We start from the raw sequence: 16380 nt of genomic DNA, 5'->3' as shown, positions 1-16380 counted from the left end.
GGAATCACCATGTCACGTCTGGCCCTTGTTCTCACCGAAGGCTTCGCCGACTGGGAATGCGCGCTGCTGATGGCGCTGGCCCGGCAGGATTGCGGCATGGAGATCGCCGTGGCCACCCCCGGCGGCAAACCCGTCACCTCGATCGGCGGCCTGCGCGCCGCCGCCGATCTGGACTGCCGCAAGCTCACCGCCGGCAAGTTCGATGCGCTGGTTCTCTGCGGCGGCACGCTGTGGACCACACAGCAAGCGCCGGATCTGACCGGGCTTGTCGGCAGCTTCGACCGGGAGCGCAAGGTGGTCGCGGGCATCTGCGCCGGTGTGCTGCCGCTGCTGGATGCCGGCTGCCTGAAGGGGCGCGGCCATACCAGCAATTTCCCGGGCTTCCTGCGCGAGGCGCGCCCCGCTTATGGCGAGGCCGCGACCTATCGCGACGTGCCGCACGCCGTGCGCGACGGCCATGTCGTCACCGCGCCGGGCACGGCGCCGGTCAGTTTCGCCATCAAGGTGCTGGAAGCGCTGGGCGCGGATGGCACGGCGCTGTCGCAGGAGCTCATGTGCTTTTCCGCCGAGCATATTTCGGTCAAGGCCGCGGCGGCTGCGGCCTGATACGGTTTCCGGGTGATCGGACCGGAAACCGTATTCCGTCCATCGAAAATCTGGCTTTCCGGCCAGAGATTCTCGTTGGTTCTTGTTTCCGGTTCGCGAAGCGATCAGCCGGAAACTGTATAAGGCACGCGCTCATTTGACGGGCGGAACGGCCTTCAGATAGGCGGCGATGGCCGCGCGGTCCTCGGCCGGCAGATGGGCGATGTTCTGCTGCACCTCGACCATATTGCCGCCGGCGCTGTCGAAGTCGGGGGTGAAGCCGGTTTCCAGATAGTTGGCGATATCGCCGGCGCTCCAGCTGCCGATCGTTTCAGAGGCCGGCGTGATGTTGGGCACGCGGCCCTCCCCTTCCGGATTGGGCGCGCCGGCCAGCCACTGGCCGCTGACGAAGCCGCCCAGCCCGTTGCGCGGCGTGTGGCATTCGCCGCAATGACCCGGGCCCTCCACCAGATATTGCCCGCGCAGCACCGCCGGATCGGCATTGGCCAGGGCCACGCGCGGCGCATCGCTGAAGAACAGAAGCTTCCAGCCGCCCAGCAGCAGGCGCTGATTGTAAGGGAAAGGCAACTCATGCGGCGGCGCCACCGTTTCGCTCTTCGGCAGGGTCTTCACGAAGGCGAAGAGGTCGGAGACATCCTTGGGCGTCAGCCGGCTATAGGACCCATAGGGGAAGGACGGGTAGAGATGCTCGCCATTGCGGCCCACCCCGCGCGTCATCGCATCGCCGAATTCGGCCAGCGTCCAGCCGCCGATGCCGGCCTTCTCGTCGGGGGAAATGTTGGGCACGTGAAAGGTGCCGAAGGGGCTCTTCAGCGCGAGACCGCCTGACAGCGTCAGCCGCGCCTGCCCTTCCGCGCCCGGCGCCGCATGACAGCTGACACAGCCGCCGGCCCAGAAGATGCGCTCGCCATTGGCGACATCAGCCGCGGGCAGGCCTTGCCAATGCGCGGCCGGCTGGCGCTCCGGCTTGGTCAGGAACCAGCCCAGCGCGCCGGCAAAGCCGGCGATGAGAAGAAGGGAGATGCCGATCCCGCCGCGCCTGCGCCCCATGCTCTCTCTCCCCTAGCTCACGCCGCTCGGCGCGGAGCGGATGCGGGCGCTCCATCCCGTTTTTCTGATCGTGCATGAGACGTGGCGCGGTTGCGGAAAATGGCAACCGGACAACCAGAAATCGGGCCGAAAAGCGGCTCAACTTGTCAGAAATAACCGATGCGCAGACAAAACAGTGCATCGGACGCCATGGGAAAGAGCGTCCCGCAGTGTCGGGCGTTGCCCGCCTGCTGGCCTCTATCATTTGCTTGCCCGCCAGGGAGGGACGGCGGCCCGGCAATCGTCCAGGCCACCATCGGCACCCTCTGTTTTCAGGCAGACCCTATTTCTTCAGACGGTAGGTCTGGTGACAGTCCGAACAGAGCGGGCCGAGCTTGCCGACGGCGGCGCCCACGGCGGCCTGGTCGGCCGGCAGCTGGGCCAGCAGCGTGTCGGCTTCCTTGGCAAGGTGGTCAGCCTTGGCCTTGAAGTCGTCCATATTGGCCCAGATCTTCGGGCTCGCCTCGGAATTGGCGTCCGAGCCGGCCGGGAACTGATCCGGGAAAGCCTTGATGTTCTTGCTGATCGTCTCGAGCGAGGTCTTCACCACGGCGGCATCATAAGGCTTCTGCCCCTTGGCGATGGCGCCCAGCGCGCCGACGGAGCCGCCGATCTGCTTCATCATGCCTTCGCGGACCTTCTGCGGTTCGGCCGCCGTGACGGCGCCGGCGGCGAGCCCGGCAAGGGCTAGCGAAAAAAGAACGGTCTTGAGCTTCATTTTCCTCTCCTTCGGTGGTGCCGCATCGGCGCGCCATCATGGCTTAACATGCGCAGGATTGCATGTCGCGCGCATGAAGAAAGTCACGTTTCGCGTGATCGGCGGATTGTTCGGCTTTGCGGCTCGCGCGTCGCAAGCGTTTCGTCGGGAAAGCCGGACATAACGCAGCTTCCCTGCACGGAAACGCACCGCTTGTTAGTGCTTACGAAACCTCGAACTGGTTGGCCAGCGTGCTGGTCAGCTGCGCGGCGAAGCGAGCTGCGGCCACCGGCAGGGTGCGGCCCTTCAGCTGGCCGAGATAGAGAATGCCCGAAGGAACATCGCGGCTGTCGATCGGGCGCGAGACCATCTGGCCGGTCGAGGTCTCGTCGCCCAGGCCGATCGGGATCTGAAAGGTGAGGATATCCTCCGCCACCGCGTGATTGCGCAGGAATTCGAAGCTGTCGGACTGGATCACCGGATCGAGCCGGATGCCGGCGACCCGCATGGCGATGTCGAGCAGATGGCGCACGCCATAGGGCGCGGTCGGCAGCGAGACCGGATAGCTCGCGCATTCGAACAGCCGCACGCTCGTTTTCGCCGCCAGCGGATGGCCCGCGGCCATCACCACATGCACCGGCTGGCGCACCCGGATCAGCGTCATGAAATCGGCCAGCCGCACCGGCTCGAAGACGATGGCGAGATCGGCGCTGTGATCGACCAGCGCCTGCTCCGCCGCCTCGCGGTCGCGCAGATGCACGCCGAAGGTCACGTTGGGGTGCTCCTTGCGGTAGAGCGCGATCTGGCTGGGCAGGAAATAGGGCAAGAGCGCCTGGCTGCAGGCGATCGACACATGGCCGCGCCGCACGCCGGAAAGATCGGCGATCTGCGATTTCACCCGCTCCATGTCGGAAAGCTGGTTGCGGATGTGGTGGATGTAGATCTCGCCCGCCGCCGACAGCCGCACCCCATGCGGCAGCCGCTCGAAGATCGGCACGCCCAGCTCCTCCTCCATGGCGAGGATGCGGCGGTTGAGCGCCGTGGAGGTGATGGCCAGCGTATCGGCCGCCGCCCGGATCGAGCCGGCCTTCACCACCGCGTCGATATAGCGGATGGAGGAGAGATAGCGCATGGCGCCCCTTCATGCCCTGCTGCAGTTATTGCAGCGCCCCGGCCAAAACATAGCACAAGACAGAAGCGCGTCCATCTGGATTACTAAAGCCGGAACGCAAATAAGCCGGCCCAAAGAGCCGAAAGCGCCGCCGGTTTGACGACAAATGGGGAACTTTGTCATGTCCAGGATCCTGATGCCCAATCGCCGCCAGTTTCTGCGCAGCACGGCCGGCCTTGCCGGCGCCGCCGCCCTTTCCGGCCTCCTGCCGGCGGGCACGGCCCGCGCCGCGGGTCTCACCGTCGGCTTCATCTATGTCGGCCCGAAGGATGATTTCGGCTACAACCAGTCGCATGCCGAAGGGGCCGCCGCCGTCAAGGCGATGGAGGGCGTGACCGTGGTCGAGGAGGAGCAGGTTCCCGAGACGGTGGACGTGCAGAAGACCATGGAGAGCATGATCGGCTTCGACGGCGCCACGCTCGTCTTCCCGACCTCCTTCGGCTATTTCGATCCGCATATCCTCGCCGTCGCGCCGAAATATCCCGAGGTCCGCTTCGAGCATTGCGGCGGCCTGTGGACGCCGGACAAGCCGAAGAATGTCGGCTCCTATTTCGGCTATATCGGCATGGGGCAATATCTGAACGGCATCGTCGCCGGTCATGCCACAAAGTCGAAGAAGATCGGCTTCGTCGCCGCCAAGCCCATTCCCCAGGTGCTGCTCAACATCAATTCCTTCCTGCTGGGCGCGCGCGCCGTCGATCCGTCGATCACCTGCCAGGTGATCTTCACCGGCGAATGGTCGCTGGCGGTGAAGGAGGCCGAGGCCACCAATGCGCTGGCCGACCAGGGCGTGGATGTCGTCACCTGCCATGTGGACGGGCCCAAGGTGGTGATGGAAACCGGCGCGGGGCGCGGCATGTTCCTGTGCGGCTACCACGCCAACCAGAGCGCGCTCGCCCCGGAAAAATATCTGACCGGCGCCGAGTGGAACTGGGCCAAGGTCTATGGCGACATGGTCAAGACCACGATGGCCGGCGGCAAGATCGACAATTTCGTGCGCGGCGGCCTCGCCGACGGCTTCATCAAGATGAGCCCGCTCGGCCCCGCCGTTTCCGACAAGGCGCGCGCCCAGTTCGAGGCGACGAAGGCCGAGATCCTCAAGGGCGGCTTCGCCGCCATCAAGGGCCCGCTCAAGGACAACAAGGGCAATGTCGTGGCCACGGCCGGCCAGGCCTTCGTCGAGACCGACGTGGCGCTGGAGAGCATGAGCTATCTCGTGGACGGCGTGATCGGCTCGACCTCGTAAAGGGTCGGCATGGGAGACGACGGAGAGCTTCTGCCGTGGCGTTCTGCACTTCGATCACTACCCAAATACACAATGCATCTTACTGGCGAACTTAAGAATGCATTGCGAGCCTCTCGGAGCAGCGGTTTGGGGAAGCTGTGATCCAAGGCGAAGCCTCTCGGTCGTCATGCTCGGGCTTGTCCCGAGCATCTACAACGTTTGATTCTATGGACGTCAGCAGATCCTCGGGACAAGCCCGAGGATGACGAAGAGGAAGAGGCTCCGCCTCAATGTGATGTCATGCGGAAGCAATCCTCCTAACCTCGTGGGACGACCTGCCTAGCCGATCAACCGTTTGCGTCGTGTACTGTGGCTGACAAGCCGTCTAAAGTTCTAAAATGCTGTTTTTTCATCGGATTTCCCCGAAAATCCGTCCTCTGCTTTTCGATCCGACACACCAAAACCGCCCCTTGCCCGGAGACAGGCCATGAGCATGCAGCATGCTGAACGGACGGCATCGGCCGCCGTGCGGGCCGGCTTCCTCAGCGAAGCCACGGCCCGCCGCATCGAGACGGCGATCCTGCCGCTGGCGGCGCTGTTGGCGGGGATGATCGCCTTTTCGATCTTCCTGGCCTTCCTCGGCAAGCCGCCGCTCGATTTCTACCTCCTCGTCTACAAGGCCGGCTTCGGCACGGCCTTTTCCTGGACGAACACGCTGGCCCGCGCCGCGCCCCTGCTTCTGGCGGCGCTCTGCGTGGCCCTGCCGGCGCGGCTCGGCCTCGTCATCATCGGCGGCGAGGGGGCGATCGTGCTCGGCGGCGTGGCCGCCGGCGCGGTGGCCACGCTGATGCCCGGCCTGCCCGGCCCGGCCGGCATCCTGCTGATGGCCCTTGCCGGCGCGCTCGTCGGCGGGCTCTGGATCGGCGGCGTCGGGGCGCTCAGGCACCTGCGCGGCGTCAACGAGACCATTGCCAGCCTGCTGATGGCCTATGTCGCCATCGCGCTCATGAACCATCTGGTCGAGGGGCTGCTGCGCGATCCCGCCAGCCTCAACAAGCCTTCCACCGCGCCGCTGCCCGCCGCCTGGCGGATCGGCGAGATCCCCGGGCTCGGCGTGCACTGGGGCCTTGCCGTTGGCATTCTCGGCTGCATCCTCAGCTGGGTGCTGATCGAGCGCACGACATGGGGCTTTGCCGCCCGCATCGTCGGCGGGAACCTGCGCGCCGCCCGCATCCAGGGCCTGCCTGCCGGCCGCCTGGTCATCGGTTTCACCGCGCTCGGCGGCGCTTTTGCCGGTCTCGCCGGCATGTTCGAGGTGGCGGCGGTGCATGGATCGGCCAATGCCTCGCTCGCCGCCGGCTATGGCTACACCGGCATCCTCATCGCCTTCCTCGCCCGCCACAACGGGCTGGCCATCGTGCCCGCCGCCATCCTGCTGGCCGGGCTGGAGGCGTCGAGCGGGCTGATCCAGCGGCGGATGGCCCTGCCGGACGCGACGGTTCTGGTGTTGGAGGGCATGGTGTTCATCGCCATCCTCCTCTCCGACACCTTCCAGGACCGGCTGAAATTCCTGAGTTTCCTTGAACGGAGGCAGAAATGAGCGAGGATATCGGTCTCTGGGGCGTGCCCCTTGCCATTCTCGGCGGCGCCATCCGCGTCTCCACGCCCTTCATCTTCGTCTCGACGGGCGAATGCCTGACGGAGCGGTCGGGGCGCATCAATCTCGGGCTCGAGGGCACGCTGGTCTTCGGCGCCATGAGCGGCTATGCCGTGGCCTATCACACCGGCTCGCCCTGGCTCGGCACGCTGGCCGCCGCCTTTGCCGGCCTGCTCTTCGGCCTGTTGCACGGTGTGCTCTGCAGCCTGCCGCGCGTCAACGACATCGCCATCGGCATCGCGCTGATGATCTTCGGCACGGGGCTCGCCTTCTTCTTCGGCAAGCCCTACGTCCAGCCGGTCGCGCCGCACCTGCCGGCCATCCCGCTCGGCTTCTGGTCACCTTTGCCGCAGGTGCAGGCGGCGCTGAACGTCAATGTGCTGTTCCTCGCCGGCATCGCTCTGGCCTTCGCCACGGCCTGGATGCTGAAGAACACCCGGATCGGCCTGACGATCCGGGTCGCCGGCGACAGCGCGGATGCGGCCCGCGCGCTCGGCATCGACGTCAACCGCGTGCGTCTCTGGTCGACGGCGGCGGGCGGCGCCCTGGCCGGCATCGGCGGGGCCTATCTCTCGCTCTATTATCCCGGCAGCTGGAACGAGGGCATTTCCTCCGGCCAGGGGTTGATGGCCGTGGCGCTCGTCATCTTCGCGCGCTGGAATCCGGTGAATTGCCTCTATGCCTCCCTGCTCTTCGGCGGGGCCGGCGCGCTCGGCCCGGCGCTGCAATCGGTCGGCATCACCAGCGGCTACTACCTCTTCTATGCCGCGCCTTACGTGCTCACCCTCGGCTTCCTGGTGGCGACCAGTTCGCGCACCCGCGCCCTGCCCTCCGCCCCCGGCGAACTCAGCATCATCAAGTAAAATGGCGCCGCCCGCGGCGGCCACGCGACTGGAGCTTTGCGATGACCACGATTCATGCCGATCCCTATCTATGGCCCTATAATGGCGACCTGCGCCCGGAGAACACCGCCTTCATCATCATCGACATGCAGACGGATTTCTGCGGGCCGGGCGGCTATGTCGATACCATGGGCTATGACATCGCGCTGACCCGCGCGCCGATCGAGCCGATCAAGACCGTGCTCGCCGCCATGCGCGAGAAGGGCTATCACGTCATCCACACCCGCGAGGGTCACCGGCCCGATCTCTCCGACCTGCCGCCCAACAAGCGCTGGCGCTCGCAGCAGATCGGCGCGGGCATCGGCGATGCCGGCCCTTGCGGGCGCATCCTGGTGCGCGGCGAGCCGGGCTGGGAGATCATCGACGAACTGAAGCCGCTGGCAGGCGAGCCGATCATCGACAAGCCGGGCAAGGGCTCCTTCTGCGCAACCGATCTCGAACTGCTCCTGCGCACGCGCGGCATCGAGAACATCGTTCTCTCCGGCATCACCACCGATGTCTGCGTGCATACCACCATGCGCGAGGCCAATGATCGCGGCTTCGAATGCCTGCTCCTGGAGGATTGCTGCGCCGCCACCGACCCCGGCAACCATGCCGCAGCGATCAAGATGGTGAAGATGCAGGGCGGCGTGTTCGGCGCGGTCAGCAACAGCGCCGCCTTCGTCGAGGCCCTGCCATGAGGGTTCCCGCGCTCGACCCCTCCCCGCCGCAGCACGCCATCGCCGTGGAAACGCTCGGCATGACCATGCGCTTCGGCAGTTTTACCGCGCTCAAGGACGTATCGATCCGCATTCCCGCCGGCTCCTTCCATGTGCTGCTGGGCGAAAACGGCGCGGGAAAATCGACGCTCGTCAAATGCATGATGGGCTTTTACAAGCCGACCTCGGGGCAGATGACGGTGGACGGGCGCGAGGTGGCGGTGCCCGACCCGCGCGCCGCCCATGATCTCGGTCTCGGCATGGTCTATCAGCACTTCACGCTGGTGCCCTCGCTCACCGCCGCCGAAAATCTCGTGATCAGCCGCAAGGACGTGCCCGCCCGCATCGACTGGGAGAAGGAGCGCGCCGACCTTGCCGCCTTCATGACACGCATGCCTTTTTCCGTGCCGCTCGACGTGCCGGTGGGCCGGCTGGCGGCAGGCGAGAAGCAGAAACTGGAACTTTTGAAACAGCTCTATCTCGGCCGCCGCTTCCTCATTCTGGACGAGCCGACCTCGGTGCTGACCCCAGCGGAGGCCGACGAACTCTTGGGCATGGTGCGCGGCCTGACCACGGATGGCACGCTGACCTGCCTGATGATCTCGCACAAGTTCCGCGAGGTCACCGCCTTTGCCGATGAGGTCTCGGTCTTGCGCCGGGGCGAGCATGTCGGCGGCGGCAAGGTCGCCGATCTCTCCACCGCGGAGATGGCGGCAATGATGATCGGCGAGAAGGAACTGGTGCGCCCCGCCGCCCGTCTGGCGGTCAACGGCAAGCCGGTGATGACGGTCTCCGGCGCCAAGGCGGCCGACCGCTCGGGCCTGAAGACCATCGAGATCGGCGATCTCAAGGTGAAGTCCGGCGAGATCGTCGGCCTGGCCGGCATTTCCGGCAACGGGCAGATGGAGCTGATGGAGATCCTTTCCGGCCAGCGTCCGCTGATGGAGGGCGCCATCAAGGTCTGCGGCCTGCCCTTTCACGCCACACGGAGCGAGGCGCGCCAATTCAATGTGCGCTATCTACCGGAAGAGCCCTTGCGCAATGCCTGCGCGCCGAAGATGAGCGTGGCCGAGAACATCTTCTTCCGCGACTTCGACTTTGCCGGCGGCAAGCCGAAATTCTGGCTGAACGGGCGCCGCATGGCCGAGCTTGCGGCCCGGCTGGTCGGCGAATACAAGGTGAAGACCGCCTCGCTCGCCACGCCGATTGCCGCCCTTTCCGGCGGCAATGTCCAGCGCGCGGTGCTCTCGCGCGAGCTGAACGGCGCGGTCGATCTGCTGCTGATCGCCAATCCCTGCTTCGGCCTGGATTTTTCCGCCGTGGCGGAAATCCGCACCCGCATCATGGCCGCGCGCAATGCCGGCGCCGCCGTGCTGCTGATCAGCGAGGACCTCGACGAAATCCTCGAACTCTCCGACCGCATCTTGGTGATGTCGGAAGGCAGGATCGTGTTCGAGACACCGGCCGCCGGCGCCGATATCGGCGAGATCGGCAAGCACATGGCAGGACATCACTGATGGCGACGATCAAGGCCCGCCCCTTCGACTTCACGCTGGCGCCCGAAAACGCCGCGTTGATCGTCATCGACATGCAGCGCGATTTCATCGAACCCGGCGGCTTCGGCGCCACGCTCGGCAATGACGTGACGCGGCTGCAGGCGATCGTTCCCGCCACCGCCCGGCTGATCGCCGGCTTCCGCAAGGCCGGCCTTCCCGTGATCCACACGCGGGAATGCCACGCGCCCGACCTGTCCGATTGCCCGCCCGCCAAGCGCACGCGCGGTAACCCTTCGCTCAGAATCGGCGATCCCGGCACCATGGGCCGCATCCTCATTGCCGGCGAAGCAGGCGCCGACATCATCCAGGCGCTCTATCCCATCCCCGGGGAGACCGTGATCGACAAGCCGGGCAAGGGCGCCTTCTATGCCACCCCGCTCGGCGAGATGCTGAAAGAGAAGGGCGTGCGCCAGCTCGTCTTTGCCGGCGTCACCACCGAGGTCTGCGTGCAGACCACCATGCGCGAGGCGAACGACCGCGGCTATGAATGCCTGCTCGCGACCGACGCCACCGAAAGCTATTTTCCCGAATTCAAGAAGGCCGCCATCGACATGATGACCGCGCAGGGCGCGATCGTCGGCTGGGCGGCCACCGTCGATCAGATCGTGGAGGCGATTGATGACTGAGGCACAACCCACCGCCATCGTGCACATGCCCCTGTTTCTTGCGGATGCCTGGCATCAGTGCCAGTTCGAATATTTCCGCGAGGGGGTCGAGATCTACCGCATCTTCAGCGGCGCGCCGGAGCTGGCGCTGCTGCGCTATGCGCCCGGCGCCAGCGTGCCGCGCCACCTGCACACCGGCGTGGAGACCATCCTGGTGCTCGAAGGCTCGCAAAGCGACGAATATGGGCATTACGGCCCAGGCTCCCTGGTGGTCAATCCGGAGGGCAGCGTGCACTCCGTCTCGTCGCAGGAAGGCTGTGTCGTGCTCATCCAGTGGACGAGCCCCGTCCAGATCCTCTGAACATTTCGGAAGCTTCCCATGCATACGCTGCCCTTCACCCTGGCGCGCCTCAGCGCCGCCTATGCCAGCGGCCTGAGCCCGAAAGCGGTGGTGGCCGAAACCTATCGCCGCATTGCCGAGGCCGCCGATCCCGGCATCTTCCTGCATCTGGCCGAGGAGGAGAGCGTGGCCGCTGCCGCAGACGCGCTCGGCGCTTACGATCCGGCCAAGCCGCTCTACGGCATTCCCTTCGCGGTGAAGGACAATATCGACGTTGCGGGCATGCCCACCACCTGCGCCTGCCCGGCCTTCGAATATCAGGCCGCCAAGGACGCCTTCGTCGTCGCGAGATTGCGGGAGGCCGGCGCCCTGCCGATCGGCAAGACCAATCTCGACCAGTTCGCCACCGGCCTCGTCGGCCTGCGCTCGCCCTATCCGATTCCGAAAAACGCGCTCGATCCGGCCATTGTCCCGGGCGGGTCCAGCAGCGGCTCGGCCGTGGCGGTGGCGCGCGGGCTCGTGCCATTCGCGCTGGGCACGGATACGGCCGGCTCGGGCCGCGTGCCGGCAGCGCTCAACAACATCGTCGGGCTCAAGCCCTCGCTCGGCAGCCTCTCGGCCAGCGGCATGGTGCCCGCCTGCCGCACGCTGGACACGATCTCGATCTTCGCGCTGACGGTGGAGGACGCCTTCGCCGCCTTTTCCGCCGCCGCCGGCTATGACGAAGCCGACGGCTATTCCCGCGCCTTTCCGCCGCCTGTGATGGAGGCCCCTGCGGCAGGATATGCCATCGGCGTGCCGGATGCCGCCTCGCGCCGCTTCTTCGGCGACGACACCCAAGAAGCCTCCTTCGAGGCGACGCTGGCCGTGCTCGAAAGGCTGGGACACCGCATCCTGCCGCTCGATTTTGCGCCCTTCTACCGCATCGCCAGCCTGCTCTATGATGGCGCCTGGGTGGCGGAACGCTATGCCGGTATCGAGGATCTGATGCGCGACCGGCCGGAGGCGCTGCATCCGGTGACGCGCGCCATCATCGGCCGCGCCGAAAGCCTGCGGGCGGTCGATGTCTTCCGCGACATCTACAGGCTTGCCGATCTCAAGCGCGCGGCGGCCCCGCTGCTGAGCGCAGTCGATCTTCTCTGCGTGCCGACCATCCCGCGCTTCGTCACCACCGCCGAGATCGAGGCCGATCCGATCGGCCCGAATTCCCAGCTCGGCACCTACACCAATTTCGTCAACCTCATCGATCTCTGCGGCATCGCCGTTCCCGTCGCCGCGCGCGCGGACGGCAGGCCTGGCAATGTGACGCTGCTGGCCCCCGCCGGGAATGACGGCCGCATCGCCGCCCTCGCCTCCCTTCTGCAAGCCGATGCCGGTGAGCCACTGGGCGCCACCGGCTGGGCTTTGGAGGCTCCGCTCCTGGCATCGGCATAGAGAGCCGGACCAAAAGCTGGTTCGGCCTCTTACCGCGATGTTGGCGCACGCCGATGAGCGGCTTGCGCGCGCCTATGGTTTCCGAAAGCTTGCTGCGACCAGCTGGCACAGGGAGGACACCGTCTTCTCGGACGTGGCGGCCCTGCCTGACCTCGACAAGCCGGACGCCTCAGCGATAACCCCTTGAAAATAAAAATCTTAGGCAAAAGTCGGAGATGAACCCGGGCAGGCTTGAGCACGCGGCCGCCTACCGGCCGGAGGATGTCCGGCCTTCGGACGGACCGTACCGGCGCGCCGCGCCAACGCACCCGTGCCTCCCCGAATTTCCAACCGATACCTTGGTATAATCGCCCTGTACCAAGGCGCGATTGATCCGCGGCGCCCCCTGTGAGATGAGGCTTCTGTCGACGCGGCCTTTGCCCGTCGATCTCCGATCAACCTGACAAAGCACTCCGATGGACAGCGATAGTCGCCGCCGTCCGGCCCCGGCCTTTTCGCAAGGCTGCCGGACGGTTCACACAATGCCCAGTGACTGGTCCGTCTCCGGCCCTTCCCGCGCCGCCTGAGCCGCTTCGGCTCGCCTCAGGCGCCAGGGGATCGCCAGAGCGGTCCCCCATGAGGTGAGCCATGAACGTAACCCTCTTCCTGCGCGGTCCCCGCGCCCTCTTCGCCCGCGCCCTGCCCGGCTTCGGCCTGCCCGTCGGCGCTGCTCCCGCTCGCGAACGCCCCGTCCTGCGCGCCACCTGGCACCGGGATGCCGCCACCGGCCGGCTCGTCTGCCGCTGGAGCCGCGAAACCGGCGGCCAGAACGACAACGAGGCCGAGGAACCGCTTGCGCGTCTGCCGCAGGCGGCCTGATCGGGCCGTTGCCGACCGCCGCCGGGGATGATCCCGGCGCCGGTCAGCAACGGCCTCGCGTCCCGCACCGCCCATGAGGGCAGCAGGCAGGATTGCCTGCCTGCCGCGCGGACCCTGCCGATTGCCGCCTCGCGACGCGATCCGAAGGCCCTGCTTCACCGTCCCTCCGGTCGCACAGAAGCGGCCGGCGACCCATCCCCGGCCCCGGCGCATACCTCCCGAAGGCATCCGCCGTGCGCGTCCGCTTTCCTCCCGGCCGCCGCAGGAGACCTCAAACCTCTCTGCGGCACCGCGTCCGTCCCCGCCGCCTGCCGGTCCTCCCCCGGCGCCGGCGGCGTTTCCCCCGCCCCGTCTTCACGAGGTGCCTCCCATGGTGTTCCACTCCCTCGACCGCCCGGCGCAGAGCGATATGGCCGCGCTGTCGCGCAGCCGGCTCCTGCCCAATCTCTATGACCTGATCGCCATCGCCTTCGTCATCGCGCTCGGCGCGCTCGCTGCGCATGGCGTAGCGGAAATGCGCGCACCGATGAACGTGCTGGCCGGCGATCCGATCTCGCTCGATCCCGCACGCCTGCCCGAATATGCGCTTCGCACCACGCTGCGCATGCTGGCGGCCATCGTCGCCTCGCTGCTCTTCACCTTCATCGTCGCCACCATGGCCGCCAAGAGCCGCCGGGCGGAAATGCTGATCGTGCCCGCGCTCGACATTCTCCAGTCCGTGCCCGTTCTCGGCTTCCTCACCTTCACGGTCACCTTCTTCATCGGCCTGTTTCCCGGCAGCCAGATGGGGGCGGAATGCGCCTCGATCTTCGCGCTGTTCACCAGCCAGGCCTGGAACATGACCTTCTCCTTCTACCAGTCGCTGCGCACCGCGCCGCGCGATCTGGACGAGGTCTGCCGGGGCTTCCGGCTCTCGGCCTGGCAGCGCTTCTGGCGGCTGGAAGCGCCTTTCGCCGCGCCGGGTCTCGTCTGGAACACGATGATGTCCATGTCCGGCGGCTGGTTCTTCGTCGTCGCGTCCGAGGCGATCACCGTGGGCAACACCACGGTGCAGCTTCCGGGGCTCGGCTCCTGGCTGGCGGTGGCCATCGACCGGCAGGATTTCAAGGCGGTCGCCTGGGCGGTCCTGGCCATGGGCGTCGTCATCCTGCTTTATGACCAGCTGATCTTCCGCCCGATCGTCGCCTGGGCCGACAAGTTCCGCTTCGAGCAGACGGCCAGCGGTCAGCGCCCCGGCTCCTGGGTCTACGACCTGATCCGCCGCACCCGCTTCCTGCGCATCCTCACCGCGCCGCTCGCCGGGCTGTGGGATGGGCTGATGATGCTGCGCCTGCCGGTGCCGGCGCTGCCCGCCTCCGTCAGGCAGAAGGGCCGCGACCTGAGCCGGCTGTTCGACATCCTCTGGTTCGGCGCGGTCGGCGCGCTCGGCATCTGGGGCGTGTGGAGCCTGGTGACCTATGTCAGCGCCAGCCTCGGCTGGGCCGATCTGGGCCAGGCCTTTGCCGGCGGTCTCGCCACGCTCGTGCGCGTCATCGTGCTGATCGCGCTGGCCAGCGTGATCTGGGTGCCACTCGGCGTGTGGATCGGGCTTCGGCCGCACGTTGCGCAGAAGGTGCAGCCGGTGGCGCAGTTCCTCGCCGCCTTCCCGGCCAATGTGCTCTTTCCCGTGGCAGTGCTGGCCATCGTCTCCACCGGGGCGAGCCCGAACATCTGGCTCTCGCCGCTGATGGTGCTGGGCACGCAATGGTACATTCTCTTCAACGTGATCGCTGGGGCCAGCGCCTTCCCCTCCGATCTGCGGGAGGCCGCGGCGGTCTATCGCCTGCGCTCCTGGACCTGGTGGCGGCGGGTGATCCTGCCCGGCATCTTCCCCTATTACATCACCGGCGCGCTGACGGCGTCGGGCGGCTCGTGGAATGCCAGCATCGTCGCCGAGGTGGCGAGCTGGGGCAACACCAAGATCGAGGCCTTCGGCCTCGGCGCCTATATCGCCAAGGCCACGGAGGCCGGAGACTTCCCCCGCGTCATCCTCGGCATCGCCGTCATGTCGCTGTTCGTCACCCTGTTCAACCGCGTGCTCTGGCGCCCTCTCACCGTTTTTGCCGAGAAGCGCATGCGCATCAACTGAGCGCATCCTTCCGCCTGCCACTTCCAGGAGTTCGATCCATGAACACGCTTGCTCCCGCCACCCATCCCGCCGCCCGCGCCGCTGCCGAGCGCGCCAGCGCCACCCCGCTCGTCGAAGTCCGCAAGGTCCGCCAGGTCTATGACAAGGGCGTCTCCGGCTCTCTGCTGGTCCTCGACCAGGTCGATCTCACGCTCAACCCCGGTGAGGTCATCGGCCTGCTCGGCCGCTCGGGCTCGGGCAAATCCACCCTTCTGCGCGCCATTGCCGGGCTCCTGCGCCCGAGCGAAGGCGAGGTTCTGTTCCAGGGCCGGCCGGTGGACGGGCCGACGGACGGCGTCTCCGTCGTCTTCCAGAGCTTCGCGCTGTTTCCCTGGCTCACCGTGCTGCAGAATGTCGAGGTCGGCCTGGAGGCCCAGGGCGTCAACGCCGCCGAGCGGCGCAAGCGGGCGCTGGCGGCCATCGACCTGATCGGCCTCGACGGCTTCGAGAGCGCCTATCCCAAGGAGCTTTCGGGCGGCATGCGCCAGCGCGTGGGTCTGGCCCGCGCCCTCGTCGTCCATCCCAAGGTTCTGCTGATGGACGAGCCCTTCTCCGCGCTCGACGTGCTGACCGCCGAAACGCTGCGTACCGACCTGCTCGACCTCTGGTGCGAAGGCCGCATGCCGATCGAGTCGATCCTGATCGTCACCCACAATATCGAGGAGGCGGTGCTGATGTGCGACCGCATCCTGATCTTCGGCTCCAATCCCGGCCATGTGATCGCCGAGATCAAGGTGGACCTGCCGCAGCCGCGCAACCGGCTGGACCCCGCCTTCCGCGTGCTGGTGGAGGATATCTACCAGCGCATGACGGCGAAGAAGGGCACGGCGCCGACGCGCGACGGGCTGTTTCCCGGCACCGGCATTTCCATGGAACTGCCCCGGGTCTCGACCAATCTGATGTCCGGCATGATCGAGGCTTTGGCGGGCGATCCCTATCACGGCAAGGCCGACCTGCCGCCGCTCGCCGCCAGCCTGCATCTGGGCATGGACGACCTGTTCCCGATCGCCGAAACGCTGCAGTTGCTGCGCTTCGCCGAGCTCGAGGGCGGCGACATCCGGCTGACGCCTGCGGGCCTGCGCTTTTCCGACAGCGATGTCGACGAGCGCAAGCGGCTCTTCGCCCAGCATCTGGCATCCTACGTGCCGCTGGCTGCCCATATCCGCCGCATCCTGGACGAGCGCCCGAGCCACCGCGCGCCCGCCAGCCGCTTCCGCGACGAGCTGGAAGACCACATGTCCGAAGACTATGCGAGCGCCACGCTGAAGGCGGTGACCAACTGGGCCCGCTATGGCGAATATTTCGCCTATGACGAGCATTCGGACCTGTTCACGCTGGAAAATCCGAGCTGACCAGGTTCGCTGCTGACATCGAA

Annotated in this window: 16 protein-coding genes; 13 read left to right on the top strand and 3 right to left on the bottom strand. The window is 66.7% G+C overall.

Annotated features, from left to right (window positions below):
* The first annotated feature begins 9 nt into the window (after positions 1–9).
* Complete coding sequence (locus tag BJF92_RS03555; RefSeq protein WP_075633403.1) at positions 10–606, top strand: DJ-1/PfpI family protein; 597 nt, start codon at positions 10–12, stop codon at positions 604–606.
* Positions 607–738: 132 nt separating this feature from the next.
* On the opposite strand, the gene BJF92_RS03550 is transcribed toward BJF92_RS03555, so the two are convergent.
* Both BJF92_RS03550 and BJF92_RS03545 read right to left on the bottom strand, forming a co-directional pair.
* Positions 739–1656 (bottom strand): cytochrome c, encoded by a 918-nt coding sequence (locus tag BJF92_RS03550; protein WP_075633402.1) that lies wholly within the window; start codon positions 1654–1656, stop codon positions 739–741.
* Positions 1657–1978: 322 nt separating this feature from the next.
* On the bottom strand, positions 1979–2413 hold the full coding sequence (locus tag BJF92_RS03545; RefSeq protein ID WP_075633401.1) for a c-type cytochrome: 435 nt from the start codon (positions 2411–2413) through the stop codon (positions 1979–1981).
* Here BJF92_RS03545 and BJF92_RS25455 point away from each other — a divergent pair.
* On the top strand, positions 2403–2576 hold the full coding sequence (locus BJF92_RS25455; protein WP_158032180.1) for a hypothetical protein: 174 nt from the start codon (positions 2403–2405) through the stop codon (positions 2574–2576). The genes BJF92_RS03545 and BJF92_RS25455 overlap by 11 nt on opposite strands.
* 39 nt (positions 2577–2615) lie before the next feature.
* On the opposite strand, the gene BJF92_RS03540 is transcribed toward BJF92_RS25455, so the two are convergent.
* On the bottom strand, positions 2616–3524 hold the full coding sequence (locus BJF92_RS03540; RefSeq protein WP_075633400.1) for a LysR family transcriptional regulator: 909 nt from the start codon (positions 3522–3524) through the stop codon (positions 2616–2618).
* A gap of 160 nt (positions 3525–3684) precedes the next feature.
* On the opposite strand from BJF92_RS03540, the gene BJF92_RS03535 reads away from it, so the two are divergent.
* From BJF92_RS03535 to BJF92_RS03485, 11 genes are all read left to right on the top strand, one after another.
* Positions 3685–4809 carry a BMP family ABC transporter substrate-binding protein gene (locus BJF92_RS03535; protein ID WP_075633460.1) on the top strand — a complete coding sequence of 375 codons (1125 nt, stop codon included), beginning with the start codon at positions 3685–3687 and terminating at the stop codon, positions 4807–4809.
* Positions 4810–5275: 466 nt separating this feature from the next.
* Positions 5276–6388, top strand: coding sequence for an ABC transporter permease (locus BJF92_RS03530; RefSeq protein WP_075633399.1), 1113 nt, complete (start codon positions 5276–5278; stop codon positions 6386–6388).
* The gene (locus BJF92_RS03525) at positions 6385–7308 is read left to right on the top strand and encodes an ABC transporter permease (RefSeq protein WP_075633398.1); all 924 of its coding nucleotides are present in this window, start codon (positions 6385–6387) and stop codon (positions 7306–7308) included. The genes BJF92_RS03530 and BJF92_RS03525 overlap by 4 nt, the downstream gene beginning before the upstream one ends.
* Positions 7309–7349: 41 nt before the next feature.
* Complete coding sequence (gene biuH, locus BJF92_RS03520) at positions 7350–8027, top strand: biuret amidohydrolase (protein ID WP_075633397.1); 678 nt, start codon at positions 7350–7352, stop codon at positions 8025–8027.
* The gene (locus BJF92_RS03515; RefSeq protein WP_075633396.1) at positions 8024–9562 is read left to right on the top strand and encodes an ABC transporter ATP-binding protein; all 1539 of its coding nucleotides are present in this window, start codon (positions 8024–8026) and stop codon (positions 9560–9562) included. The genes biuH and BJF92_RS03515 overlap by 4 nt, the downstream gene beginning before the upstream one ends.
* A complete protein-coding gene (locus tag BJF92_RS03510; protein WP_075633395.1) occupies positions 9562–10227 on the top strand; it encodes a cysteine hydrolase family protein in 666 nt (221 codons plus the stop codon). The genes BJF92_RS03515 and BJF92_RS03510 overlap by 1 nt, the downstream gene beginning before the upstream one ends.
* Complete coding sequence (locus tag BJF92_RS03505) at positions 10220–10567, top strand: cupin domain-containing protein (protein ID WP_078057819.1); 348 nt, start codon at positions 10220–10222, stop codon at positions 10565–10567. Before BJF92_RS03510 ends, BJF92_RS03505 begins: the two co-directional genes overlap by 8 nt.
* 18 nt (positions 10568–10585) lie before the next feature.
* Positions 10586–11980 (top strand): allophanate hydrolase, encoded by a 1395-nt coding sequence (atzF, locus tag BJF92_RS03500; protein WP_078057818.1) that lies wholly within the window; start codon positions 10586–10588, stop codon positions 11978–11980.
* A 627-nt stretch (positions 11981–12607) separates the two neighbouring features.
* Positions 12608–12838 (top strand): hypothetical protein, encoded by a 231-nt coding sequence (locus BJF92_RS03495; protein WP_075633393.1) that lies wholly within the window; start codon positions 12608–12610, stop codon positions 12836–12838.
* A gap of 370 nt (positions 12839–13208) precedes the next feature.
* Entirely contained in the window at positions 13209–14966 is a 1758-nt protein-coding gene (locus tag BJF92_RS03490) for an ABC transporter permease (protein ID WP_075633392.1), read from the top strand.
* Between the two features lie 38 nt (positions 14967–15004).
* On the top strand, positions 15005–16357 hold the full coding sequence (locus BJF92_RS03485; protein WP_075633391.1) for an ABC transporter ATP-binding protein: 1353 nt from the start codon (positions 15005–15007) through the stop codon (positions 16355–16357).
* Positions 16358–16380: the final 23 nt, after the last annotated feature.

The organism is Xaviernesmea rhizosphaerae (assembly GCF_001938945.1).
Taxonomy (GTDB): domain Bacteria; phylum Pseudomonadota; class Alphaproteobacteria; order Rhizobiales; family Rhizobiaceae; genus Xaviernesmea; species Xaviernesmea rhizosphaerae.
This window is presented reverse-complemented; position numbering and strand designations above follow the sequence as displayed.